The sequence below is a fragment of the Campylobacter sp. RM9333 genome (genome assembly GCF_020137705.1).
Taxonomy (GTDB): domain Bacteria; phylum Campylobacterota; class Campylobacteria; order Campylobacterales; family Campylobacteraceae; genus Campylobacter_E.
This window is the reverse complement of the sequence record NZ_JACGAY010000020.1, coordinates 1-23,392: the sequence shown is the minus strand read 5'-3', so window position 1 is coordinate 23,392 and position 23,392 is coordinate 1. Positions and strand designations below refer to the sequence as shown.

The 23,392-nt window shown below is 28.2% G+C and carries 21 protein-coding genes and 2 pseudogenes; 6 read left to right on the top strand and 17 right to left on the bottom strand.

What is annotated here, in order from left to right; all coding sequences use genetic code 11:
• The first annotated feature begins 17 nt into the window (after positions 1–17).
• Both AVBRAN9333_RS07385 and AVBRAN9333_RS07380 read left to right on the top strand, forming a co-directional pair.
• Positions 18–608: a hypothetical protein gene (locus AVBRAN9333_RS07385; protein ID WP_336609710.1), complete on the top strand. Its 591-nt coding sequence runs from the start codon at positions 18–20 to the stop codon at positions 606–608.
• Between the two features lie 803 nt (positions 609–1,411).
• Positions 1,412–3,055 carry a methyl-accepting chemotaxis protein gene (locus tag AVBRAN9333_RS07380; RefSeq protein ID WP_214117882.1) on the top strand — a complete coding sequence of 548 codons (1,644 nt, stop codon included), beginning with the start codon at positions 1,412–1,414 and terminating at the stop codon, positions 3,053–3,055.
• Between the two features lie 42 nt (positions 3,056–3,097).
• On the opposite strand, the gene AVBRAN9333_RS07375 is transcribed toward AVBRAN9333_RS07380, so the two are convergent.
• From AVBRAN9333_RS07375 to AVBRAN9333_RS07325, 11 genes are read right to left on the bottom strand one after another with little or no spacing between them, the layout of a single operon-like run.
• A complete protein-coding gene (locus tag AVBRAN9333_RS07375) occupies positions 3,098–3,856 on the bottom strand; it encodes a 5'-methylthioadenosine/S-adenosylhomocysteine nucleosidase (RefSeq protein ID WP_336609709.1) in 759 nt (252 codons plus the stop codon).
• Positions 3,853–5,217 carry a uracil-xanthine permease family protein gene (locus AVBRAN9333_RS07370; RefSeq protein WP_214120006.1) on the bottom strand — a complete coding sequence of 455 codons (1,365 nt, stop codon included), beginning with the start codon at positions 5,215–5,217 and terminating at the stop codon, positions 3,853–3,855. Before AVBRAN9333_RS07370 ends, AVBRAN9333_RS07375 begins: the two co-directional genes overlap by 4 nt.
• 1 nt (position 5,218) lies before the next feature.
• Positions 5,219–6,337 (bottom strand): GDSL-type esterase/lipase family protein, encoded by a 1,119-nt coding sequence (locus AVBRAN9333_RS07365; protein WP_214117885.1) that lies wholly within the window; start codon positions 6,335–6,337, stop codon positions 5,219–5,221.
• Entirely contained in the window at positions 6,334–7,254 is a 921-nt protein-coding gene (locus tag AVBRAN9333_RS07360) for a DUF459 domain-containing protein (protein ID WP_336607305.1), read from the bottom strand. Before AVBRAN9333_RS07360 ends, AVBRAN9333_RS07365 begins: the two co-directional genes overlap by 4 nt.
• The gene (locus AVBRAN9333_RS07355) at positions 7,254–8,591 is read right to left on the bottom strand and encodes an MBOAT family O-acyltransferase (RefSeq protein WP_336609708.1); all 1,338 of its coding nucleotides are present in this window, start codon (positions 8,589–8,591) and stop codon (positions 7,254–7,256) included. Before AVBRAN9333_RS07355 ends, AVBRAN9333_RS07360 begins: the two co-directional genes overlap by 1 nt.
• Positions 8,592–9,572 carry a UDP-N-acetylglucosamine--N-acetylmuramyl-(pentapeptide) pyrophosphoryl-undecaprenol N-acetylglucosamine transferase gene (locus AVBRAN9333_RS07350; protein WP_214149782.1) on the bottom strand — a complete coding sequence of 327 codons (981 nt, stop codon included), beginning with the start codon at positions 9,570–9,572 and terminating at the stop codon, positions 8,592–8,594. It abuts the gene before it with no gap.
• Positions 9,569–10,750, bottom strand: a complete 1,182-nt coding sequence (locus AVBRAN9333_RS07345; protein ID WP_336609707.1) for an FtsW/RodA/SpoVE family cell cycle protein — start codon at positions 10,748–10,750, stop codon at positions 9,569–9,571. The genes AVBRAN9333_RS07350 and AVBRAN9333_RS07345 overlap by 4 nt, the downstream gene beginning before the upstream one ends.
• Before the next feature lie 2 nt (positions 10,751–10,752).
• Positions 10,753–10,974: a hypothetical protein gene (locus AVBRAN9333_RS07340; RefSeq protein WP_214117890.1), complete on the bottom strand. Its 222-nt coding sequence runs from the start codon at positions 10,972–10,974 to the stop codon at positions 10,753–10,755.
• Positions 10,971–11,906, bottom strand: a complete 936-nt coding sequence (lpxD, locus tag AVBRAN9333_RS07335) for a UDP-3-O-(3-hydroxymyristoyl)glucosamine N-acyltransferase (protein WP_336609706.1) — start codon at positions 11,904–11,906, stop codon at positions 10,971–10,973. The genes AVBRAN9333_RS07340 and lpxD overlap by 4 nt, the downstream gene beginning before the upstream one ends.
• 1 nt (position 11,907) lies before the next feature.
• Positions 11,908–12,369, bottom strand: coding sequence for an acetolactate synthase small subunit (gene ilvN, locus AVBRAN9333_RS07330; protein ID WP_214117892.1), 462 nt, complete (start codon positions 12,367–12,369; stop codon positions 11,908–11,910).
• Entirely contained in the window at positions 12,366–14,069 is a 1,704-nt protein-coding gene (locus tag AVBRAN9333_RS07325) for an acetolactate synthase large subunit (protein ID WP_239803509.1), read from the bottom strand. Before AVBRAN9333_RS07325 ends, ilvN begins: the two co-directional genes overlap by 4 nt.
• A 159-nt stretch (positions 14,070–14,228) precedes the next feature.
• Between AVBRAN9333_RS07325 and AVBRAN9333_RS09585 the strand changes: the two are divergent.
• The 3 genes and pseudogenes from AVBRAN9333_RS09585 to AVBRAN9333_RS07315 form a co-directional block, all read left to right on the top strand.
• A pseudogene (locus AVBRAN9333_RS09585) lies at positions 14,229–15,050 on the top strand (cache domain-containing protein); the annotation flags it as partial.
• A gap of 363 nt (positions 15,051–15,413) precedes the next feature.
• Positions 15,414–15,908: pseudogene (locus AVBRAN9333_RS09580) on the top strand (methyl-accepting chemotaxis protein); the annotation flags it as partial.
• On the top strand, positions 15,905–16,681 hold the full coding sequence (locus tag AVBRAN9333_RS07315; RefSeq protein ID WP_336607301.1) for a tetratricopeptide repeat protein: 777 nt from the start codon (positions 15,905–15,907) through the stop codon (positions 16,679–16,681). The pseudogene AVBRAN9333_RS09580 and the gene AVBRAN9333_RS07315, both read left to right, overlap by 4 nt.
• Before the next feature lie 21 nt (positions 16,682–16,702).
• Here the strand turns inward: AVBRAN9333_RS07315 and AVBRAN9333_RS07310 are convergent, their stop codons facing one another.
• The 6 genes from AVBRAN9333_RS07310 to AVBRAN9333_RS07285 all read right to left on the bottom strand — a co-directional run bounded on the left by AVBRAN9333_RS07310 (position 16,703) and on the right by AVBRAN9333_RS07285 (position 22,070).
• Positions 16,703–18,022: a DnaB-like helicase C-terminal domain-containing protein gene (locus AVBRAN9333_RS07310; RefSeq protein WP_214117896.1), complete on the bottom strand. Its 1,320-nt coding sequence runs from the start codon at positions 18,020–18,022 to the stop codon at positions 16,703–16,705.
• 81 nt (positions 18,023–18,103) lie between these two features.
• Positions 18,104–19,183: a flavodoxin-dependent (E)-4-hydroxy-3-methylbut-2-enyl-diphosphate synthase gene (gene ispG / locus AVBRAN9333_RS07305; protein ID WP_214149785.1), complete on the bottom strand. Its 1,080-nt coding sequence runs from the start codon at positions 19,181–19,183 to the stop codon at positions 18,104–18,106.
• A 1-nt stretch (position 19,184) separates the two neighbouring features.
• Positions 19,185–19,904 (bottom strand): transporter substrate-binding domain-containing protein, encoded by a 720-nt coding sequence (locus tag AVBRAN9333_RS07300; RefSeq protein WP_214117898.1) that lies wholly within the window; start codon positions 19,902–19,904, stop codon positions 19,185–19,187.
• A gap of 9 nt (positions 19,905–19,913) precedes the next feature.
• Positions 19,914–20,618, bottom strand: coding sequence for a transporter substrate-binding domain-containing protein (locus tag AVBRAN9333_RS07295; RefSeq protein ID WP_336609704.1), 705 nt, complete (start codon positions 20,616–20,618; stop codon positions 19,914–19,916).
• A gap of 8 nt (positions 20,619–20,626) precedes the next feature.
• Positions 20,627–21,361, bottom strand: coding sequence for an amino acid ABC transporter ATP-binding protein (locus tag AVBRAN9333_RS07290; protein WP_214117900.1), 735 nt, complete (start codon positions 21,359–21,361; stop codon positions 20,627–20,629).
• A complete protein-coding gene (locus tag AVBRAN9333_RS07285; RefSeq protein WP_250325159.1) occupies positions 21,354–22,070 on the bottom strand; it encodes an amino acid ABC transporter permease in 717 nt (238 codons plus the stop codon). The genes AVBRAN9333_RS07290 and AVBRAN9333_RS07285 overlap by 8 nt, the downstream gene beginning before the upstream one ends.
• 382 nt (positions 22,071–22,452) lie before the next feature.
• On the opposite strand from AVBRAN9333_RS07285, the gene AVBRAN9333_RS07280 reads away from it, so the two are divergent.
• A partial coding sequence (locus AVBRAN9333_RS07280) for a cache domain-containing protein (protein WP_336609703.1) occupies positions 22,453–23,392 on the top strand: 940 nt, incomplete at its 3' end.

The following is a 23,392-nucleotide window of genomic DNA, read 5'->3' as shown; positions in this document are numbered from 1 at the left end:
TTTAAAAGGAAAAAACAATGAAAAAATTATTTAATATTAAAGGTATAGCAATATTATTAGTCATAATAACTATTGTAGGTTCTTTTGGAGCATTTAAAGGAATGAATAGTGATTCTTTTAGTGATGATAATAAAGATAATAAGTACATGTCAGAATGTGTTATACGAAAAGCAGATATATTGCATGATGTAAAAGCTTCTACTGCAAATTTTAAAAATTATGATAATGCAAGACTTCATCATCACATATTTGTTATAACTTCACAATATAGAGATGCTAAAATAAAGATGCATGAAAGTATTTCAAAAATTTATGGTATAAAAGCACGACATAATGAAGAAAATGGTCCTGTATATGATCGTAAGCCAACTACTAAAGAACAACAAGAGGAATTAGATAAAGCAAAAGAACAGGCTAAAGAAGCTTACCAAGAACTGCTTGAACTATATATAAACATTAAACCTCAGGTTTTAACTTTAGTAAAAGAAGCTCAAAGACGTAATGGAACAAACGAGCAAGGAATACTTTATAATTATACAAAATATGAAAATTATGGTTTAGAGGATACAAATTGTACTGATAAAATTGAAGACTTCTATAACTTATAATAAGTTTCAAATGTTAAGATGTTGTAAAAAACAATGTCTTAACATATATTTTTATGTCATTGTAGCTCAGCAGTAGAGTACTTGGCGTTTCAAACCATGTTGTGGTAGAATTAGGTTTGCAATTACAAATCAGCTAAAAACTTTAAGTATTCAAATGTTTCAAACCATGTTGTGGTAGAATTAGGTTTGCAATTGCAAGGAAAACTTGCTTATATGTTAAGTATTTGAGAGTTTTTAAAAAGTAGTGATTTTTCCACTTTTAAAATTCTTTCAAATTTTAGCACTTTAGTGGAAAAACTAATCATAGACTTACAACACATTAGCGTTTGAAATCACTTTAAGTTTAGAAAAATACGAAGCTCTGTCTTAGACACCTTCGTAAGATTATTAAAGATTAAAAAGGACTTATAATGGGATTAGGTCAATTTTGGTATAAAACAAAAACCTAATCCATAAGCTATCTTGCTAAATTAATGAAAATTATTAAACTAAAATTGAAATTATCAAAAAACCTTTAAAAAAATAAATTTAAGCACCTTAAAACACAAAAGCTATTAATTAAAAGGATTATGCAATTAATTCCTAATTTAAATTCTTTTAATTTTAAAATATAAAAATCATCATAAGATATTGATTTTAACGCTATTAAATATATGAATTTCAACTAAAATTCCTAGCTTATATGCTTAAATTAAACTTAATTAATTCATATATTAAATTATCATTATAATTTTTCTAATTTTTATTTTGCTAATTAATAATTTTTATTATAATAAAATAAATTTAATTTAAAAGGAAATAAAATGTTAGGGAAAAATCTTTCTTTAAAAGCTCAATTATTCATTGGTTTTGCTAGTATTCTTGCATTTATTTTAATCATATTTTTTAGCGGATATATTAAAATTAATAGCGTAAATAATGATTTAAACGAAATTAGCGATGTAAATGCTGTAAAACAAAGGTATGCAGTTGATTTTAGAGGTAGTGTGCATGATAGAGCAATAGCTATTAGAGATGTTGTTTTATTAAGTGATAAAAACGAGATAAATAATGCTATATCTTTAATTGATAAATTAGAAAACAATTACAATGTAGCAGCTAATAATATGGCAAAAATATTTGCAAATGCTAATTTGGTAGATGATAAAGATAGATTGATTTTAGAAAAAATTAAAGGCGTAGAAGCAAAAACTCTTCCTTTAATAAAAGAAATAATTCAATATAAAAACAATAATGATACAAACAAAGCTCACGAAATATTATTATCTCAAGCAAGAGATAGTTTTGTTACTTGGCTAAATGTTATTAATGAATTTATTGACTATCAAGAAGCAAAAAATCAAGCATTAACAAAACAAGCAAGAGGGACAATTAGCAGCTTTTTAAGTAGTAGTATAGCAATTAGCATAGTTGCATTTTTAGTAGCGATTTTCTTAGCACTTTATATAACAAGATTAATTATTAGCTCACTTGGTGGTGAAGTAAAAGACGCAGTTAAAGCAGTAATTAGCATATCACACGGGAATTTAGATACTAAAATTGATACTAAGTATAAAGATAGTATGTTATATGCTTTAAAAGAAATGGAAAATAAATTAAAAGATATTGTAGGAGAAGTAATTCATTCTTCAAAAGAATTAGAAAATAGTGCAAAAGAAGTAACAAATGCTTCAAATAATGCTAGCAAATTATCAAACGAACAACAAAACAAATCAAGAGAATCTTTAGAAAATATAAACAATGCTAGAATAGCTATGCAAGATGTATTAAATATAGCAAATCAAACTAAAGAAAATTCTCAAAAAACGGTTGAATTATCAAATAATGGAATTAATTCTATGAGAACTACAATTAAAGAAATAGAAAAAATCACAGAAACCGTGCATTATTCTTCAGAGCAAATCAAAATGCTAGATAAACACTCAACCGAAATTAGCAATAGTGCAGAATTGATTAAAGAAATCACAGAGCAAACAAATCTTCTTGCATTAAATGCTGCAATTGAAGCAGCTCGTGCAGGAGAGCATGGGCGTGGATTTGCAGTTGTAGCTGATGAGATTAGAAAATTAGCAGAAAAAACTGACACAGCAACAAATGAAATATCAAATATGATTTCAATAATACAAAGCGAAACTCAAGCAACGGTTGATGCTATTCAAACAGCAGTTCCACAAGTAGAAAGCGGAATGAGACTAGCTAATGAAGCTAATTTGATTTTAGAGCAAATCAGCCATCAAGCAAATGATTCATTATTAAAAGCTAATGAAGTAAGTAACGCTGCTAACGCACAAGTAGAAAAACTTCAAAGCCTAAATAACGATATGATAAGTATCACAAAAAGCTCTGAAAATACCAATAAATCTATGCAAGAAAACACACACGCAGCAAATAGCTTAAAAGAAATTGCAAATACCTTAACACAACATATAAAATATTTTAAAATATAAAAAGATTTTTATCCTAGTTTTTGCTAGGATAAAAATTAAATATCAAAACTTATCAATAATCTTTATTAATAATTCTTGTAATTTAATAGCAATACTAGGAGTATAATCAATATCTTCAATCAAATTATCAGATACAATTCTAATAGCTAAAAACGGCACATTAAAAGCTTTAGCAACTTGAGCAGCAGCTACACTTTCCATCTCTTCAACGCTTGCATTATAGGTTTTATTCCAAAGATGAAGCATTAAGATTTCTTTATTAAACGCATCAGCACTAGCTATATTTACCTTTAAAACCCCTTTAGGAGCTAGGCTTATAAATTTATTTACTAAAGTTTCATCACTTGTAAAATACTCATTTTTTAAATCTTCATTATTTGTATCTAGCAAAGTTAGTGGAGCTATCATTGGCTCTTTTGCTAAAGGGTTGATAGTGTATAAACTCTTAGGAGTTTTATAAGAATTTGCATTATAAATTCTATCTCCTACAACTATATCTCCTAATTTAAGACCTTCTACAATAGCACCTGCTGTGCCTTGATTTATGATAATATCAGGCTTAAAATAAGTTATGCCTAAAGTTGTAGCTGCTGAAGCATTTACAAGACCTATTAAAGTCCTTGATACTACAATATCTCTTCCTTTAATTTTGCCTTCATAAAATATATAACTACCTATTTTAACTACCTTTTTATCATTCATAGCATTTACTAAAGTATCAATCTCAATAGGCATTGCACCTTGAATTAAAATCCTAGCAAAAATAAAGCTAGGAATTAATAATATTAATAGTTTTCTCATTTATTATCCTTAGGTAATAAAATCTCAAGCAATATAGCACTAAATCCTGCAGTCGCAACTGCTGAGCCAAATAGATTTTTAAACACATCAGGTAAATGCTCTAAAATAAGTGGTTGAGTGCTTACTCCTAAACCTAGAGCAAGTGAAATTGAAAGTATCATAACAGAACGCTTATTTAATTCTTCTCTTGAAATTATCTTAATTCCAGTTGCAGCAATTGTTCCAAACATTACTAAAATAGCACCACCAATTACAGGTTCAGGTATTCTTAAAGCAAACTCTGCAACAATAGGAAAAATCCCACAAATCATAAGCATAATACAAACAATATATCCAACATAACGACTTGCAACCCCGCTTAGTGCAATTACTGCGTTGTTTTGACCAAAACAAGAATTTGGAAAAGTATTAAAAAATGCTGATACTAAAGAGTTAAACCCATTAGCAAATACCCCACCCCTTAATCTTCTTTCGTATATTTCGCCTTTCATTGGTTGATGACTTAGCTCACTTGTAGCACTAATATCACCAATGGTTTCTAGTGAAGTAACTAAAAATATTATCGCAAATGGCAAAATTAGGCTAACTTCAATACTAAGACCATAAAATAATGGTTCAGGAACTATAAATAAATTAGCCGAATGCACATTACTTAAATCAAATCTACCTAAAAATGTAGCAAGTATTAAACCAATAATAATTGAGAAAAATAAAGCTCCAACCCTAAAAATAGGCTTTTTAAAAGAGTTAAATACTACAATTGATAATAATACTACTCCACTTAAAGCTAAGTTTTCTAAACTTGCAAATTGTAAATTCGCAGGAATATCCTTGCTCATACTAGCAAATCCACCACCTGCACTAATAAGTCCTGCACTAATTAAAGTAAGACCTATTATCATTACAACAATGCCACAAACTAGATTTGAAATAATTCTTTTTACATATTTTAAACTGATAGATACTAGCATTTCAGTGATACTACACAGCATAAGAGTTCCAAAAATTGCTGCTAAAATCTCTGCATCACTTAGGTTTTGATTTCTTAGCACCAAACCACCTGTAATGATTGCTGAAACGAAATTAAAGCTTGTTCCTTGAACACTTAATAAACCTGAACCAATTTGAAATTTTCCAACCTTTAAAGTCATCATTTGAATAAATCCAGCCACCCCACTAGCAAATAATGACATAGAAATAATCCTAGTAGCATTTTCAGGGCTAAGTCCTAATTCTTTTCCTATTAATAATGAAGGAGTTATTACTGCTACAAACATAGCTAATAAATGAACAAGTGCAGCTAAAACAGCACGCACAAACGGAGGCCTATCTTCTAATTTATATATTAATTCATCTTTCATTTTATTCCTTTGTAATCTTTAAAAACTCTAATAACCTAAATGCTACATACTCATAGCCCGACTTAGTAAGATGTGTATTTTTTAATGATTTTTTATCATTTATCCAAGCAATTTTTCCCCCTTCTTTTTGCATTAAATTATCTATATCAAAAATATAAACACCACTTGTCTTTGCCACTTGTTTGATTAAAGTTTTTACTAAAGCATTATTCTCTCCTTTAACATAGTTTTTATTCACAAATAATGTTGGTTCTGGCGGGATTAATAATATTATTTTTGATTTTTTTGTTTTGAAAAGTTCTATAATATTTAAATAGTTATTAATGAAATTCTCTTGATTAATCTTATTTGACACACTCTCATTTGTGCCAAAAGAAAATATTATTAAATCATAATCTAGTTTCTTAGCAACACTTTTAGCTAAGTTATAATCTATTCTTGAATAATTAAAAATACTAGCTCCATTAATACCTAAATTATCAATATAACTAGAATTATTAGTAATAAAACCACCGATTTTATTTGCCGTTGTAGAAAAATTAATCTGATTTGTATTTTTTTGATAATTTTTTATATTCCAAATTCCTGATTTAAATTCTAAATACTCAACATTATTAGCCTTGAATTTAAGATTTATATTAATTTCACATTTTGCATTGCAATTTGCATTAATTCCACCAAAACTTAAATTAGTTTTTGTATTTATCAAATACTCTACATTAAATCCTAAATTATTATAATCTGCTAAATACTGATTGTGCCATTTAGGTAAAATCGCAGGAACAAATCCTAAAGAGTGAATATTTAAAGCCTTTCTAAAATATTCGGGAATATAATCACTTGCTAAATGAGAATCTCCTATAAATGCTATTTTTTTATAAGGAATTAAAAGATTGCTTTTAGGTTTTACTTGGATTTCTTTTGGTTTATCAGACTGAAAATTAACTAAATTTGTTTTAACTTTTGCTTCTTTGCTTACAAGAATTTCATTTTGGCTTTTTTGAGATATTTTAGGGGATTTATAAATCTTATCTGTTTTTATCTCTTTTATAAATAAACTATCCACATAACTACAAGATGAAAAAAATATAACTATACTAAGATAAATAATAATTCTCATTGTATTTCAACTGTTTTAAAAAAATCTTGTGAAATCAACTCATACCCAAGTGGAGTAAAGTGTATGCCATCATTTGACCTAATCCTTTTGCTTTTGCCATCTATCTTGATATAAAAATCAAAATGCTCGGTTAATACAGAATCTAATTTTATAAATTGATAATTATTTTTTTTAGCCAATTCATAAAATACTTCATTTAATATTTTTATTTTTTCATTTTGCTCATCGTTTTTAACTACAGGTAATTCATACCAAAAAATATTAGCGTTATAATCTCTTGTAATTTTTACAAGTTCATCAATTCTTTTTGTATAAAAACTCTTCCATTCACTATCGCCAAATTTTAATACCTTGTTGTTTTCATTAGCGTTCCATAAATCATTTACACCTACTAAAATTACTACATTTTTAATTGCACTTTCTTGTAAAGAAGATTTTAAAACCTTTGCATAATCATAGTATTTTTTCCTAAGTAATCCTGTGCTTTGCTTTGCTAAATTCTCACATTTAATATTTTGTTTTTTTAAAGAATTGCATATACTTAGCCCAACACCTTGCATTAAACTATCGCCTAATAAAATTACTCCATTATCTTTACTTAAAACTAATTTTTGATTATTGTGAATTTCTTGCTTAGCAATTAGCTTAATCATATATAAAGTATCAAGATAGCATTTATGAAATACCTTTATTTTATTATTGTTTTCATTGCTTATTTGTGGTTTTATTTCTTTTACCTTTGTAAAAAACACATTGTATTCTAGGTATTCTTTAAATTCATTGCTTTTTTTAAAAAATGCAAAATCTAAATCTATATTTTTATGATAATTTACTTCATAATATTCTTTTAAAGAGTCGTTAAATAAGCTAATAAAAATAATGCTTGAACTAATAATTATTAAAACAAATTCTCTCATTAAAACCCTGCATATATAAAGTTAGGAATTCCACTTGGCATATAAATAAACACAATTAATAAAACTAGATTAATTACAATAATTTTTATAAAAATATTTAAATGTCTTAAAATATTTACAACCAATGCTAAGTGGTTTTTAGAATAAAAATTAATTATAAATAAAACAAATACTACTAAAAATATATAAATTTCTCTTTTATCAATGAAATTAAATTTCAAGAAAAATGAAAAATATTCTCTAACCTCATCAAAACTCACAAAATAAAAAAAGCTCCAAACAATGCTAATATAAGTAAAAGTTATAAATGAAGCTACAAATTTATTAAACCTATAAGAAAATAAAGAAATAAAAATCAGCCCTAAAGCGTGAGCTAAACCCCATAAAGCAAAATTATACGAATTTCCGTGCCAAATACCCGAAATAACAAAGGCAATAATAATATTTAAACTTGTTCTATTTACCCTATTTCCACCAAGTGGAATATAAATATAATCACGAATAAAACTTGATAAACTAATATGCCATCTTTTCCAAAAATCTTGAATGTTTCTAGCTTTAAATGGATTATTAAAATTCTTAGGCAATTTAAAGCCAATCATTAAAGCAAATGCGGAAACTAAATTAATATAAGCACTAAAATCTAAATATAATTTGATTGAATACAAGTAAAAACAATTTAATAAACCTAAAAAACTTAAATTATTTAAATCATTTAAAAATGCGTAAAAATACTTATCCACAATAGGTAAAATCAAAAATACTTTTACTAAAGCAAACAATAAATTAGCTAGTATTAAATCCTTGTGTTTAAAGCGTTTTAAAGTATTAAATTGCTTAATAAAATCAACATATCTAAATATAGGACCACTAACAAAAGTAGCAAAAAAACTAAGATAAGTAAAAAGCGTTAAATAACCAACTGGCTCTTGTTTTTCTTTATAAACCCAAACAATATAAGTAATTGCATTAAAAGTATAAAAACTAAGCCCTAAAGGAAAAATTATATCAGCAATCATAATATCAAAATAGCTTAGAACATAATCAACACTATCTTTAATACTTGAATAATATTTGAATATACATAGATTTAACACTATAGAAAATATAGCAGTATAAAAGATATTTTTAGTATTTCTAACATAAACACTCAAAGCAAAAAAATGAATAAAAAAGCTAAAAACAAGCACTACTAATAAGCAATAAGGATTAAATAAATATAGTATTAGTATATTAAACCCTAACAATAAAGCATTTTGCTTATTTTTGCCTAGTAAATTAAATACAATGAAAAATATAAATATTAATATTAAAAACTCAACAGAAAAAAAGCTCAATCAATATTCCTTTAAAACATTTGCTAAGAATTTAGCACCATTTACATTTTCATATTCATATAAATTATTAGCATATTCTAAGGCATTTGTTTTAAGCAAATTCAATACAAATTCTTTATTTAAATTCTTTTCTTCACAAATAAATGCTAGTTTGTTTTCTACTAAATGCAAGGCATTAAAATATTGATGATTTTTATAAGCATATTTATACGGCACAAAAAGTGTTGGCAAAGCTATATTTATTAGCTCAAAACTAGCACTAGCACCTGCTCTACTAATAGCAAAATCAGCTTCTTGCATATACTTATCAATCTCTTTTGAAAAACCTATTAGTGTTGGTTTAATTTCGTATTTCTCATACGCTTTTTCGTATTTATCATACTCTTTAGCACCACATTGATGAATTAATTTAATATTTAATTTTAATAATTCAGGATAAAGCTCTAATGCAAAATCATTCAAAAATCTAGCTCCTTGAGAGCCACCTATTATTAAAATCGTTTTAATTTCGGTTCTTTTTCTTTTATTGAGTGCAAATTTTTCTTGCACAGGGTAAGGGCAAAACTCTTTTTCATAAGCTGAAAAAAACCTTTTAGCAAATGGTTTTGTAAGACGATTTGCAAGACCCATTTTTGAGTTTTGTTCGTGAATTATTAGTGCTTTAAAACTGATAATTGCAGCTATACTAGCAGGCACACTTGAATATCCACCAACGCTTAAAACACAAGTAATTTTATGCTTTTTAAATATTTTAAGGCATTCAAATACTAAAGCTATTAAAGAAAATAAAACTTTAATCTTGCCTAAAATTCCTTGATTTACAAAACCACTACTTTTTAAAAAATAGCAATTGCTACCTTCAAACCATAAACTATCTTGTCCTTTAGTGCTACCTATATAAACAAACTCATCTAATTCTTTTGATACAGCTTTAGCCACTGCTAAATGCCCACCTGTTCCACCACCAGTAATTGCTATCATTCTTTATTTTCCAAATTAATATTTTCTCCTGTATTTTTAAAAATACTTAATAATATTCCAATAGCTATAGAATTAGCCAACATAGAACTACCCCCATAGCTTAAAAACGGCACTGCAATTCCTTTTAAAGGGATTAAAGAAATAATTCCACCAGTGTTCATTAAAAAAGTTACCATAATACAAACACCATAACCTATACAAAACAAATAATTTTGCTTACTTTTCATATAAATTGATAATTTTAATACCGAAGCTATTAAAAAACCAAACAATAAAGCTACGAATAAAAATCCTAAAAATCCTATTTCTTCAGCAATACCTGATAAAATAAAGTCCGTATGAACCTCACTTAAAAATCCTAATTTAAAAACTCCTAATCCAAATCCTTGCCCTAATAAATCTCCATTTGTAATAGCATTTAGACTATGTGATATTTGATAAGGCTCACTTGAATGGGCTATTTTAAGACTTTCTTGAATGCTTTCAGGAAAAATTGGTAAAACAAAATCTTGAATACTACCCCACCACTCAAGTCCTCTTTCAAGTCTTCTAGGATTATAAGCTATTAATGAAATTCCAACAGCAATTGCAGCTAAAAATAAATAAAAAATATTTTTAAATCTAACCCCAGCAGAAAGTGCCATAATAAACATAGTAACAGCAGTTACAACGCATTGTCCTAAGTCATTTTGAGTAATATAAGCATAGCCAAAAATCACACAATATATAGCTATAGTAGGAGCTAATAATTTTAAATCTTGTATAAAAGTTCTTTTGCTTTTATCAATCTTTCTTGAATATGTAAAAGCCAAAAATGCTATAAAAGATATTTTTAAAAATTCTAATGGTGCAATAGAAAAGCCAAAAAGCCTAATCCACCTTCTAGCCCCTTTAGTTTCTACTACTAAAGAAGATGGCAAAAATGGTAAAATAAAACAAGCTAACACACTACAAAATAAAATTGCATATAAAATTCTATAACAATTTTTTTCGCTAATTAATTGAAAAGTAAAAATTATAAGCACACCAACTAAGGCAAAAAGAGTTTGAGAAAATAAAAATCCATAAGGAGATTTTTGTCCCCCATAATTAAAAAAACCCATAGAGAAAACAAAAACAATGCTACACATCATAAGTATTAGCACTATTTCAAAAATTCTTAAATGGGTTTTAATCAATTTTATTGCCTTTTGCCGCTAATTGATTGTAAAGCTATTATTAATTCATCTAAATTTTCATAAGGAATATGAACTTTCCATTCTGGAATATTTTCTTTTAAACACACAGCTATGCTTAAAACATCATTGCTACCATCTCCATAAGGGTTTTTAATATTAGCTAATGATATTTTGCCACTTTGAGTGCCTTTGAGTAAAATTGAACTAATTAGTTCAGCTTTCATTTATTAATCCTTTTTAATTTTGCTTGCATTTTTAGCCACTCACTTTGCTCCATTATAGGAAATCCACCATAAACCTTGCCACCAGCTAAATCTTTACTAACTCCGCCCCTAGCAGCAATAATAGCACCATCGCCAATTTTTAAATGCCCACTCGTTGCACTCTGACCGCCCATTACAACAGCATTTCCAAGCTCACTTGAACCCGCAAGTCCTGTTTGAGATACTACTAAGCAACCTTGACCTAAAACACAATTATGTCCTATTTGAACTAAATTATCAATTTTAGTGCCTGTTTTTATAAGTGTTTTTGAAAACACTGCTCTATCAATACAAACGCACGAACCAATCTCAACAAAATCTTGTAATTCTACATAACCATTATGATAGATTTTAAAATGTCCTTTGCTATTACTTGCATAGCCAAAACCATCGCTTCCAATAACACTTCCAGCGTGAATTATACAATGATTTCCTATTACACTATCATTGTAAATTGTAACATTTGGGTATATTATTACATTATCTTTAATACAAACTCCATCGCCAATATAAGCACCTGCTAAAATAGTGCAATTACTTCCTATGCTAACATCTTTACCTATATAAACATTTGGCATTATTGTTGTATTTTCGCCTATAATTGCGTCTTTACCAACTCTAATTAAATCCTTAGAAAATACCTTACTAAACAATGCAAAAATATATTTTGGGTCTTCGCAAATAATTGCTTTTACATTTGTTGGTAAAAGATTTGCTAATTTTTCACTAATTAATACCGCACCTGCTTTAGTAGTTTTTAAAGCATCACATTCTTTTATACAAAAACTAAGCTCATTTTCATTTGCATCTTCTAAGGAATTTAGATTTGAAATTTGCATTTCAAATTCTATTTTAATTCCTATATTTTCACATAATTCTTTTAAACTTTTCATATTAATTTTCCATCAAAACAACGCCGCTTCTAGCACAATCTTTAGGATTGTATTTTTTAATCGTCTTTAAAAAATTATCCACTCTATCGCTAGTATCATTTACGCAAATTGTCATATATTCATCATTTGAGTGAGCTATTGTTCCATTATAGCCTTTTAATAAACTATCAAGACCAGCTAGATTTTGGTCTATATTGATTTTTACCAAAACACATTCACGCTCAACAAATTCACAATCTTCAAAGACTTTATAAGTAGAAATTAATTTGTGAAGTTGTTTAGTAATTTGCTCAAACACAGCTTCATCTCCACTTGTAATTATATTAATTCTTGAAAACTCTGTCCCTGCAATAGGAGCAACAGTTAAGCTATCTATATTATAACCACGACCAGAAAATAACCCTACTACTCTACTTAAAACCCCGTGTTGGTTTTCTACAATAACGCTTAACGCCCTTCTCATTTGCTATCCTTTGTGATTAATTTTTGTGGTAATATCATATTATAAATTGCAGCACCTGCTGGAACCATTGGTAAAACATCTTCAAATCTTGAAATAACAACATCAATCACGCAAGTTCTAGGGCTTTTTAAACATTCGTGATATGCTTTAATAAATTCATCTTTACTCTTTACTCTAAAGCTATCACAGCCAAAACTTCTTGCTAACATTTCATAATCAGGTTGCACATCTTCAAGATTAGTTTCTGAATATCTTTCATTATAAAATCTAGTTTGCCATTGGCGAACCATTCCTAAATAAGCATTATTTAAAATAATATTAATTACTTTTTTACGCTCTGCAGTTAGCGTCATTAATTCTTGAATATTCATCAAAAACGAACCATCGCCAGCAAAATTAAGAACTACTTCATTATTTTTTGCAAATGCAACTCCTAAAGCAGCAGGAATTGAATATCCCATAGTTCCTAAACCACCACTTGTACTAAGTCTTCTTGGCTCATTGAATTTAAAAAATTGTGCTACCCACATTTGGTGTTGCCCTACATCGGTAATAATATTTGCATTAGGAGTAATTTTCGCACATTCATTAATTACCCATTGTGGTTTTAAGATTTCATCGCTATCTTCATAGCTAAATGATGGATATAAACTCTCGTGTCTATCTAAAACACTATGCCAAGTTGATAAATCAAATTCAAATTCTTTTACCTCATCTAAAAGATCGCTAATAACACTACCAACATCTCCAACTATAGGAAAATCAGCTTTAATGATTTTAGAAATTGAAGTTGGGTCAATATCAATATGAGCAATTTTTGCTAATTTTGCAAACTCGCTAGTTTTACCTGTAATTCTATCATCAAATCTAGCACCTAATGAAATTAATAAATCACATTCGCTCATAGCCATATTAGCTCTATAACTTCCGTGCATTCCTGCCATTCTTAGATTATACGGATTATCGTGTTCTAATACCCCTAAACCCATTAAAGTGCAAACCGCAGGAACTTTAGTTTTTTCCACAAATTTACGGATAGCCTCGCTAGAATTTGAACTAATACAACCACCACCTATATATAAAAGTGGTTTTTTAGCTTCCATTAAAGCACTTGCTAGGCGTTTAATTTGTCTTGGATTGCCTTTATAAGTTGGCTTATATGTTTTCATATTTACTTCACTAGGATATTTAAATTCGCCTTTAATAGCTGTAATATCCTTTGGAATATCAATATGAACAGGCCCTGGACGACCACTTCTTGCTATAAAAAAAGCTTCTTTTAAAACTCTTGGTAATTCTTCAATAGTTTTTACTAAATAAGAATGCTTTACACAAGGCCTACTCATTCCAACTGCATCAATTTCTTGGAACGCATCAGTTCCTATTAGTGAATTTGCAACTTGAGCTGAAATTAAAACCATAGGAATACTATCAGCATAAGCTGTAGCAATCCCTGTTAAAGTATTTGTAAATCCTGGACCACTTGTAACAATAGCAACTCCAACTTTACCACTAGCCCTTGCATAGCCATCTGCTGCGTGAGCTGCACCTTGTTCGTGACGAACTAAAACATGTTTAAAATCATTTTGTTTATATAATTCATCATAGATATTTAAAGCTGCTCCACCAGGATAACCAAAAACTACTTCAACACCTTCTAGCTTTAAAGCTTCACAAATCATCTTTGCACCTGTAATCATACTGCCTCCATTAGGTTTTTTCTTAGGATTTAATCAAATTTTGCTTATTTAATAATTAATACAAATTAAAAAGAATGAAAAATGTAAAAAAAATAAAATTTAATTAATAAAAATTTATCTAATATATTTATTATTTACAAAAAATTAAAAGGATTTAGAATGAAAATTTCACTTAAGATTAGTATATTGGTATTTTGTTCATTATTACTATTAGTAGTATCACTTAGCTTTAATTCTAGTTTAATGTTTGATAAGTTAGAAAACAAAATGCTAACTGAAATTGAAAACGAAAGCATATATCTTAGAAAAGAACAAGTAAAAACTTTAGTAGAAAGTATGGTTCAATATACAAAAACAACATATAAAGATTTAGAAAATCAAAACAAATTAAAAGAATTTAATGACATATTAAAAAACAAATTAGATGAAGTAAGATACGATAACAATACTAAAGGATTTTTAGTATTTCAAGAAGATGGTTTAGTTGTGTATCACACACTAAAAGATTGGATTGGAACTAATAAAATTAATTCAGTTGATACCAATAATAAAGCTTTCATACAAGATATAATCAATGCTGGAAAAAATGGTGGTGGCTTTAGCGAATATGAGTTTAAATATAAAGATAAAACTACTAAGAAATTCTTAGCATATTCATTACAAGATAAAGCTAGTGGCTTGATATTTAGCACTGCAGTTGATTTAGATAGTGTTTATACATTTTTAGATAAAAACGCAAAAGAATTAGGCGAAGAACAATTTAAAGAATTAATAAAATTTATAATTATTAGTGCAATTATTTTCATAGTTTTAATGCTTATTGCATATATTTTCGCAACTTTATTTATATCAAAACCTTTAAAAATATTAGAGATTAAAGCAAGAGATTTAAGCAGTGGAGATGGGGATTTAACTAATAAATTAGAAGTAAAAGGAAATGATGAAATAGCTCACGCTTCAAGTGCTATTAATGAATTTTTAGAAAAAATAAGAATTTTAATCAAACAAGCTAAAAATATTTCTAACGAAAATGCTTCAATAGCAAGTGAATTAGGCAATACTAGTCTTCAAACAGGAAAACGCGCTGAAGAAGGCAGTGAAATAGTAAATCAAATAGCTAAAAAAGGACAAAATACCAAAGAAAGCTTGGAAATAGGAGTTCAAAAGGCTAAAGACGCTACTATAAAATTAGATGAAGCTTTAAATATGATGGAAACTTCAAATAAAGAAATTAATATATTAAGTAATAAAATTATAAATAGTGCAAGTATTGAAAGCGAACTTGCTATGAAAATAGAAAAGCTTAGCACAGATGCTGATAATGTAAAATCAGTATTAGAAATCATTAACGAAATTGCAGACCAAACAAATCTTCTTGCACTAAATGCCGCTATTGAAGCTGCACGTGCAGGCGAGGCAGGTCGTGGGTTTGCCGTAGTAGCTGATGAGGTTAGACAATTAGCTGAAAAAACACAAAGAAGTCTTAGCGAGGTGAATGCTACTATAAGCATTATAGTTCAAGGTATAAAAGACGCAAGTGAGCAAATGAGTATTAACTCAAACCAAATGCAAGATTTAAGTAATATTGCAAATTCTACTAAAGATAATATGAATATTATGAAAAATAGCGTAGCAGAAGCTATTAGCTCAAGTGAAAAAACCGTGAATGATTATATAAATACAAGTAAAGATATGGAAGAAATTCTAAATAATTTAAACAATATGAATACAATAACGAACGAAAACGCAAGAAGCGTTGAAGAAATAGCTGGTGCAGCAAATCACCTTAGTGAAATGACTGAAGAGCTAAATAAAAAATTACAAGAGTTTAGAACATGAAAAAGATATTATTTTTAATTAGTATGAGTTTAGTATCAATGGCTGATTATTTAAGTGATTGTGAAAATAGCAAAATCCCTGCTGCTTGTTATAATCAAGGTGTAGTTGAATATAATCAAGATAATTTAGGTCTTGCAATAAGACATTTTACCCTAGCTTGTGATGGCGATATTTATAATGCTTGCTACAATTTAGGGGTAATTTATAGTAAAAATAACGAAAAAGATAAAGCAAGTAAATATTATGAAAAATCTTGCGATAATGGAAATTATGAAGCTTGCTTTTATGCAGGGATTAATACTCAAGATTTTAATAAATCAAAAGAATATTTAGCAAGAGCTTGTGAAAATAGCCATAAAGACGCTTGCTATAATTTAGGAATACTATTTAAGAAAAATCAAGAATTTGATAATGCAAAAATATATCTAAAAAAAGCTTGTGATGATAATTTAATCCCAGCTTGTTATGGCTTAGGCAATTTATATGCTAATGAAAAAAATAATAACTTAGCTATTAAATATCTATCAATTGCTTGTTCTGCTAAAGATTATAATGCTTGTTATAATTTAGGTAATGTATATTATGAATTAAAAGATTATGATAAAGTAGCTAGTTTGTGGAATCAATCTTGCGATAATAAAGACGCATACGCATGTAATAATTTAGGCGTTATGTATCATAAAAAAGATAAAAATATGGCTAAATTGTATTATAAAAAATCTTGTGATTTAGGAAACAATATAGCTTGTGAAAATTTAAAAATACTTGAATAATTTAGGAATTTATTTCCTAAATTAAAATTCTTCAGTCTCGCTTGGTTCGTTGTCTTTTCTAAACTCAAGTTGTAAAAATTTCGCTTTAGAAGCTTTAAAATCAAAATGAATTTCTTTTAATTCCCCACTTCTATTCTTAGCAATATCAAGTATAGCGTGGCGTTCTGCTAAAATAGTCGGATCATCATCAGCCTTATTAATAAATAATATCAAATCAGCATCTTGTTCTATACTACCACTCTCACGAATGTCTGAGAGCATAAGTTTTTTATTCATCCTAGAATCTACCGAACGATTAACTTGAGAAAGAGCTAAAATAGGGATTTTTAATTCTAATGCAAGTAATTTTAACCCCCTACTAATCTCGCTTACTTGAATATGTCTATCAGCCCTTGTATTTAGTGAGTTCATAAGCTGAATATAGTCTAATACACATAAACCTATATTGTTATGCTCTTCTTTTAATCTTCTTAAAGATGAGCGAAGAAATTCTATATTTAAATTACCCTTATCATAAATATATAAAGTCTTTTCACTAAGCATATTCGCACTCATTTGCATATTATTTATCTCATCTTCTGTTAATCTATCTCCTGTTAAGATATTTTGCAAACCTATTCCTGTATCTTGTGCTATTAATTTAGCCATTATCTTATAAGCTTCTGTTTCAAGACTATAAAACACCACTCCAACATCTTTTTTAAGTGCATTTAATAAAATATTTAAAGCAAATGTAGTCTTACCCATACCAGGACGAGCTGCAAGAATTATTAACTCCCCTGCTTTAAAGCCCTTTGTATAATGATTTAATAAAGAAAAACCTGTATCAACTCCGATTACATCTTTATCAATTATCTTACTAACCCTATTTAATTCTTCATAAAACTCATTAACAGCAGTTCTTGAACTCTTTAAAGTATTATCACTAACGCCTGATACTAAAGAATAAATCTTAGCATTTAAATTATGCGTATAATCAATACTATCTTGCACACTGCTTAGCTCTTGTGTGCTTGTATTCATTAAAGAATTAAGCTGGTCTTTTACACTTAAATTCCTTAACATTTTTGAATATTCATCAACTTCTATGAAAGAATTTTGCTGCTCAAGTGCAGTCCAAAAACTATCCTTTGCACTTGCAAAAGAAATTTTCACTAATTTTAAATCCACACTCTCTCTAAGTCTTCTTTTATTTAATATAAACTCAAATATATCAGCGTGTAATCTATATGAAAAATCACTTGGCTTAATAATACTTGCGGCTATATCTATATTTTCATTATTTTCTATACAAGCTAATAAAATACTTTGCTCTAATTCGATATCAAAATACTTACTCATAATTCTTCCTTAATTCTTATTTTAATCTCTCGTAAAAATTAAAGAAATTAAAATAAGAATTTGAAATAGGAATTTCAAATTCTATTCTTCGTGAAGTTTTGCTTCGTCTAATACTTCATCTAAAAATCTATCTACTAAAGTATCATATTTGCATTTTGCAACCACTTCGCCGTGTCTTATTACTAAGCCTTCATTTTTGCCAAATGCAATCGCTACATCAGCTCCTTTAGCTTCTCCTAAAGCATTTACAACACAACCCATTACGCTTATATTTAATGGTGCTTTAATGTGTTTTGTCTTTTCTTCAACCACTTTAACAGCACTTAACAAATCGCTTTGAATTCTTCCACAGGTTGGACAAGAGATTATATTTATACCGCTTTTTTGCACTCCACTATCTTGCAAAATCGCTTTAGCGACCCTTATTTCTTCGCTAAGCTCTCCTGTCATAGAAACACGAATAGTATCGCCTATGCCATTTAATAATAACTGACCTATAGCAATTGAGCTTTTTATCGTGCTATGAAACTTAGTTCCTGCTTCAGTTACTCCTAAATGAAACGGATAATCACACAATTCTCTTAATCTCGTATAACTTTCTATTGTGCTTTGTGCGTCTGAAGTTTTAATACTTATTTTAATATCCCTAAAATCAAAATCTTCAAGTAATTTAATATTATAAACAGCACTCTCAAGTAAGGCTTTTACACTTCTGCCGTATTTGTTTTCAAATTGCTTTTCAATACTTCCGTGATTTACACCAATTCTTATAGGAATATTTCTTTGCTTACAAGCATTTACTACTTCTTTTATATTTTCTTTGCCACCGATATTTCCTGGATTTATTCTAATCCCATCTATAAATTCAGCACAATATAAAGCTAATTTGTGATTAAAATGAATATCTACAATTAGCGGCAGTGGGCTTTGCTTTTTAAGTTCTGCTAAAGCCCTTGCATCTTTTATATCCAAACACGCAACTCTTACTATATCAGCACCTGCTAATTTTAACTCAATTAATTGCTCTAAACATCCATTAATATCTTGAGTTTTTGTAAATAGCATTGATTGAACGCTAATTGGAGCATCACCACCGATTTTAACCCCGCCTACACTAATTTGCCTAGTTTTAAATCTAGGCTTAAAAAAATCACTTCTCATATTAATTTATATTGTATTTTTTAAGTAAAGCTTCATATTCGCTAGTTTTTATAAATTCTTCTAAAGCTTTATTTAATTTCTCTCTTAGCTCTACATTTTCATTTTTGCTAAACGCTATAGAAAATCCTTCTGTGCCATCATCTTCATTATAAAATTCAGCTAAATTAGGATATTTTGCTAAATATTCTCTTGCTACAAGTGCATCAAATGCTAAAGCATCTAATTTTTTATCATTTAAAGCCATTACTAAAACAACAGGATTTTCATTAGGTTGCACTAACGCACCTACTTGTTTTACTGCTGCTTCTTGAACCGTGCCTAATTGCACTCCTACTTTTTTACCTTTTATATCATCTTTAGTTGCGATACTACTATCTTTATGCTTTAGATAAATTGTCTTAGCTTTATAATAAACATTGCTAAAATCACAAGCTTTTTTTCTTTGTTCGCTTGAACTCATAGCACTCATAATAGCATCAATCTTACCCGCTTTAAGTGCTGCAATAAGTCCATCAAAACTCATAGCTTTAAACTCATATTTTATACCAGCAATTTTTGCTAAATTATCAAATAATTCAGCATCAAAACCACTAATCTTATCATCAACTAACATATCAAATGGAGGATAATCAGGAGAAATCCCAACTTTATAAACCTTGTCATTTGCATATAAACAAGCACTAAAAATCAGTGCAAACACTACTAATAAAAACTTTTTCATAACTACTCCTTATAGCCCGTATTTTTTGATAAGCTCATCATACTTACCACTTGCTTTTACTTCTTCAAGGGCTTTATTAATTATATCAATTAAGTCTTTATTTTTATCCTTTGCAAATGCAAATGCAAAACCTAAAGCCCCGTCATTTTCTTCATAAAAACTCTCAATTTCAGGATTTTTTGCCATAAATTTCTTAGCCACAAAAGAATCAAAAACAACCGCATCTATTTGCTTATTCACAAGGCTCATAACAACCACTGCTGAATCTTCGTGTAAAATCACATTAGCACCTAAATTTCTTGCAGTATTTTCTTGAATTGTGCCAAGTTTAACTCCTGTTTTAACACCTTTTAAATCTTCTTTTGTAGTGAAAATATCGCCCTTTCTTTTAAGATACATAGTTTTTCCAAAAAAATAAGGATTAGAAAAATCACAATTCTTCATTCTTCTTTCGCTAATACTCATTCCTGAAGCTATCATATTGATTTTACCAGCTACTAAAGATGGAATAAGCCCATCAAAACTCATATTAACAAATTCAATCTTAAGATTAGCAACCTTTGAAATCTCATTTACTAAATCAACATCAAAACCACTCAATTTACCATCAACCATCATATCAAATGGAGCGTAATTTGCCGAAATACCAACCTTAACAACTTCATTTGCATAAGCAAATAAAGTTATAAATAAAGCTAAAAAAATCTTTCTCATATCTAATCCTAATGATTTAAAACTTTGTTTAAAAACTCATTTAATCTAGCATTTGTGCTAGAGTTAAATACAACTTGTGGCGTATCATCTACTGCTATTTTGCCACTTTCCATAAAAAATACCCTATTAGCTACATTTTTTGCAAAACCCATTTCGTGAGTTACTAATATCATAATAGGAGCATTATCTCCACTTGCTATTTCTTTAATAAGTCCTAAAACTTCTCCTACCATTTCAGGGTCAAGCGCACTAGTTGGCTCATCAAATAATATAACTTCAGGCTCCATCATAAGGCTTCTTGCTATTGCTATTCTTTGTTTTTGACCGCCGCTTAATTTATGTGGGAAGAACTCTTCTTTATCAGCTAAACCAACTTTAGCTAAAAGATTTCTAGCTTTTTTAATAGCTTCATCTTTGCTTAAAATATTTAAACTAACAGGGGCTAAAATCAAATTATCCAATACATTTTTATTTGCAAATAGATTAAAATGCTGAAATACCATTGATACTTTTTGTCTGTGCTTATTAATATCAATTTTTTCATCTAAGATATTTTCATTATTGATTAAAATCTCTCCACTACTTGCAACTTCAAGTTTATTTAAACATCTTAAAAATGTGCTTTTTCCACCGCCACTAGGTCCAATAATAGCAATAATATCGCCTTTATTAATCTCTACACTAATATCTTTTAATACTTCTAAATTCCCGTAATTTTTGCATAAATTAGATATCTTAATCATTTCTTTTTAGCCTCATTTCTAATAATCTTACAAAACAAGTAAATACTTTAACACTAGCATAATACACAACACCTGCGAAAATATAAGGCTTAGGGTCGTATAAAAGTGATTGAAAAATCTTGCTTTGAAAAGTCAAATCAACAACGCTTATAAACGCAACTACTGAAGTTTCTTTAAACAACGATATAAACTCATTTGCTAAAGCAGGAATGATATTTTTAACAGCTTGTGGAAAAACTATCATTTTCATAGCTTGAAAGTGCGATAAACCCATAGACCTTGCTGCTTCCATTTGACCTTTATCAACGCTTTCAATCCCACTTCTAATAATCTCTGCAACATAAGCACTAGAATTAAGTCCTAAAGCAATAACAGCTACAAAAAATACATTTTCAACTTGAGCAAAAACCACAAATGCAAATATCATTAAAAGCAGCATTAATGGCATACCCCTAATTAAATCTAAATATTCATTGATTAACATTGTTAAAAATCTATTCCTAAGCACTAATAAAAACGCTAATAAAAATCCACCAGTAAGACCAATAATCAAACCAAGTGAAGTAAGTCCTAAAGTAGTGCCATAACTTTTAAGATAAGCTAAATGCTCTGCTTCGCTAAGTTCTTTAAATGGATAACAATAATAAGTAGTAATAATCACTATTGCAAGTGGAAAAATTACTTTAAAAATATTTTCTAAATTCTTCAATTTTTTTCCTTTAAACAAAATAATAAAAAGTGTAAAAACACAACTAAAAAACGATTATAAATTAATGAGTATTATGTAGATGACGAAGATGATGACGGATAGTAAGATATTTGTTGTGCTTGATTAAATCTATAATTTTCATCTTTTCGTCCTTTAAAAAAAATAAGTTTGATTATCTCTTTTTTAGCTTAATGATTTATTAAATTTATTAATTTTTAAGCTTAAAAACTTTTTTGTATTTTTTTAAGATACTTATAATTGGAATTTAAATTTATATAAAGAATTTTTATTACCTAATAATATATTTTGTAATTTTATTTTTATTTAAGGTTGGGGGGGGGTAAAATTGGTATTCGATTTCAATTAAAAAAAGGATTACCAAATGAAACTTTCTTTCAAAATTTCATTAACAACTGCAAGTTTATTTGTAGTTTTACTTTTAGCTTTATCTTATATGCAAAGCAATAAGACAGAAGATATAATCATAAATAATTACGATTCTTCAATAGCAGGAGAGTTGCAATTAAGAAATGCTTATGTTGATGAATATATCAAAACCCGTATTGAGCAAATTGAAAAAATTGCAAAAACTTTTGAAGATGCTGATGATTTAAGCCCAGAATTTATCAAGCAAATCATTAGTAGTGATAATAGGGTTTTAGATTTTCAAGGATTATTTATAGGCTTAGCAAATGGAAATGTTTATAAGGCTGAACCTGATTTAACTTTTAGATTAATCCCTAATTTTGATGGTAGAACTAGAGCTTGGTATAAAGAAGCAGTAGCTTTAAAAAAGGCTAGTAATTCATCAATTTATCAAGATGTCTCAAGCAAAAAATCAGCCACAACTATTTTTGCACCTGTGTTTAAAAATGATAAAATCGTAGCTGTAATTGGTGGAAATATACTAATAAATGATTTTAGCGATACCATTACAAAAATTAAATCTCATAATGATATTAGCACTTTAATTCTTGATAAAAATAATGAGATAATAGCTAGTGAAAACGTAAACGAATTAGGCAAACCTGAATGGCTTGATAGTCTAAATCAAAAATTATCTACGCTAAAAACTAATAAGAATTTAAATCATATTGTTTTTACAAAGGATAATAAAAATTACTTAGCTTATTGTATTATTAATGATATAAGTGGATTTAGTATTTGCACCATTATTTTAGAAGATGTAATAAATAATAGTGTAAATGATGCTAGAAATGCTACTTTAATAAGCTTTTTAATATTTTTAATAATAGTAATAGGATTTTTAAGTTTAATTATTAATTTTTATTTAAAACCTTTATCAAAAATCACCCAAGGAC

Excerpts from the sequence above, each read along its gene's own strand:
- AVBRAN9333_RS07370 (WP_214120006.1), bottom strand. The coding sequence starts at position 5,217 with ATGAAAGATGAATTAATATATAAATTAGAAGATAGGCCTCCGTTTGTG.
- AVBRAN9333_RS07350 (WP_214149782.1), bottom strand. The coding sequence starts at position 9,572 with ATGATAGCAATTACTGGTGGTGGAACAGGTGGGCATTTAGCAGTGGCT.
- lpxD (WP_336609706.1), bottom strand. The coding sequence starts at position 11,906 with ATGAAAAGTTTAAAAGAATTATGTGAAAATATAGGAATTAAAATAGAA.
- AVBRAN9333_RS07315 (WP_336607301.1), top strand. The coding sequence starts at position 15,905 with ATGAAAAAGATATTATTTTTAATTAGTATGAGTTTAGTATCAATGGCT.
- AVBRAN9333_RS07290 (WP_214117900.1), bottom strand. The coding sequence starts at position 21,361 with ATGATTAAGATATCTAATTTATGCAAAAATTACGGGAATTTAGAAGTA.
- AVBRAN9333_RS07325 (WP_239803509.1), bottom strand. The coding sequence starts at position 14,069 with ATGATTACAGGTGCAAAGATGATTTGTGAAGCTTTAAAGCTAGAAGGT.
- ispG (WP_214149785.1), bottom strand. The coding sequence starts at position 19,183 with ATGAGAAGTGATTTTTTTAAGCCTAGATTTAAAACTAGGCAAATTAGT.
- AVBRAN9333_RS07295 (WP_336609704.1), bottom strand. The coding sequence starts at position 20,618 with ATGAGAAAGATTTTTTTAGCTTTATTTATAACTTTATTTGCTTATGCA.
- AVBRAN9333_RS07300 (WP_214117898.1), bottom strand. The coding sequence starts at position 19,904 with ATGAAAAAGTTTTTATTAGTAGTGTTTGCACTGATTTTTAGTGCTTGT.
- AVBRAN9333_RS07380 (WP_214117882.1), top strand. The coding sequence starts at position 1,412 with ATGTTAGGGAAAAATCTTTCTTTAAAAGCTCAATTATTCATTGGTTTT.
- AVBRAN9333_RS07340 (WP_214117890.1), bottom strand. The coding sequence starts at position 10,974 with ATGAAAGCTGAACTAATTAGTTCAATTTTACTCAAAGGCACTCAAAGT.
- ilvN (WP_214117892.1), bottom strand. The coding sequence starts at position 12,369 with ATGAGAAGGGCGTTAAGCGTTATTGTAGAAAACCAACACGGGGTTTTA.
- AVBRAN9333_RS07310 (WP_214117896.1), bottom strand. The coding sequence starts at position 18,022 with ATGAGTAAGTATTTTGATATCGAATTAGAGCAAAGTATTTTATTAGCT.
- AVBRAN9333_RS07385 (WP_336609710.1), top strand. The coding sequence starts at position 18 with ATGAAAAAATTATTTAATATTAAAGGTATAGCAATATTATTAGTCATA.
- AVBRAN9333_RS07375 (WP_336609709.1), bottom strand. The coding sequence starts at position 3,856 with ATGAGAAAACTATTAATATTATTAATTCCTAGCTTTATTTTTGCTAGG.
- AVBRAN9333_RS07365 (WP_214117885.1), bottom strand. The coding sequence starts at position 6,337 with ATGAGAATTATTATTTATCTTAGTATAGTTATATTTTTTTCATCTTGT.
- AVBRAN9333_RS07360 (WP_336607305.1), bottom strand. The coding sequence starts at position 7,254 with ATGAGAGAATTTGTTTTAATAATTATTAGTTCAAGCATTATTTTTATT.